Raw genomic sequence first — 827 nt, 5'->3', positions numbered from 1 at the left:
TAGAGGTCCTCGCGCCAGAAGGGCATGCTCATGCAGCGCGGGCCGCCGCGGCCGCGGGAGAGCTCGGCGGAGGGCACGACGAGAAGGTCCAGGCCCTCCTTGTACAGCACGTCGTTGGTGACGGTGTTGCGGGCGTAGACGCAGATCTTGCCGGGCTCGACGCACAGGGTGTTGGAGCCGTCGTTCCACTGCTCGCGGGAGGCCGCGATCGGGTCGCCGCCGCCGCAGGGGATCAGCTTGACCTGGTCGACGCCGGTGGCGTCCTCCAGGACGTGCTCGAGGGTGTCCTCGATCAGGCGGATGTTCACGTCGCCCGGGTTCTTGCCGGCGGTCAGCTCGTAGACGCGCAGGGTGCCCATGATGGCGGGGTGGATCGTGAACTTATCGACGTCGATCTGGGTGAAGACCGTGTCGAGGTGCATGAAGGCGCGCGAGACCGGGATGTCGAAGGCCAGGATGCGCTCGACCTTGGAGTCGGAGTTCCAGAAGATGTTCTGGGCCATGACGTCGATCGCGGCGGCCTGGGTGCGCTGGGAGATGCCGACGGCGAGGGTCTTCTCGTTGATGTTCAGCACGTCGCCGCCCTCGGTGTGGAACTGGCAGTCGCGGCGGAAGTACAGCGAGACGTCCTTGTAGTCGGGGTGGTACTTGAAGATGTACTTGCCGTACAGGGTCTCGCGGTTGCGGGTGACCGAGTACATGCGGTTGAGGTTGACGCCCTCGCCGATGACCGCGAACGGGTCGCGGGTGAAGTAGAGGTTGGGCATCGGGTCGATGATCAGGTCGGACTCGGACTCGGAGTTGACCAGGGAGTCGAGGGTCGTGGA

The 827-nt window shown here is 65.4% G+C and carries 1 protein-coding gene; it reads right to left on the bottom strand.

The genetic code is table 11. From position 1 onward, the window contains the following. Positions 1 to 827 (bottom strand): arginine deiminase family protein (locus AAA069_RS09955; protein ID WP_349128272.1); only part of this gene is annotated, 827 nt, incomplete at both ends.

The sequence above is a fragment of the Collinsella sp. CLA-SR-H006 genome (genome assembly GCF_040097075.1).
GTDB lineage: Bacteria > Actinomycetota > Coriobacteriia > Coriobacteriales > Coriobacteriaceae > Collinsella.
The sequence above is the reverse complement of the archived record's forward strand: the minus strand, read 5'-3'. Positions and strand labels throughout refer to the sequence as shown.